Source organism: Bacteriovorax sp. DB6_IX, from assembly GCF_000447775.1.
Lineage (GTDB): Bacteria > Bdellovibrionota > Bacteriovoracia > Bacteriovoracales > Bacteriovoracaceae > Halobacteriovorax_A.
Genome location: NZ_AUNJ01000453.1, coordinates 1 through 314, shown reverse-complemented (window position 1 = coordinate 314; position 314 = coordinate 1). Strand labels below are relative to the sequence as shown.

Here is a 314-nt window from a genome sequence, read left to right as displayed (position 1 = left end):
AAATCTCATTTTTACGCAAGCTAACATATTGAATTCTATGTAATATTTTCACATTTTTTCATGTATTTTTAAGTTTGACCGATATGGTCAGGTATGAAGAAACTAATTTTTATACCACTACTCGCATTATTGGCCCTGACATCGTGTACAACATCATCTAAAGCTTCGAGGGAGACGGCTTCTGAAAAGAAGGCATTTGATAAACTCGAAAAGCATATGGAAAAGTTTCCACGAATTAGAAGAACTCTCTGATTAAAATCTAACAAAACACGTCTTTAATTTCAGAAGGACTCTCGATAGAATATTCCTAAAAT

Annotated in this window: 1 protein-coding gene; it reads left to right on the top strand. The window is 32.8% G+C overall.

The genetic code is table 11. The features are described from left to right. Nucleotides 1-93: 93 nt before the first annotated feature. The gene (locus M901_RS17620) at nucleotides 94-252 is read left to right on the top strand and encodes a putative lipoprotein (RefSeq protein ID WP_021276293.1); all 159 of its coding nucleotides are present in this window, start codon (nucleotides 94-96) and stop codon (nucleotides 250-252) included. The last annotated feature ends 62 nt before the right edge of the window (nucleotides 253-314 follow it).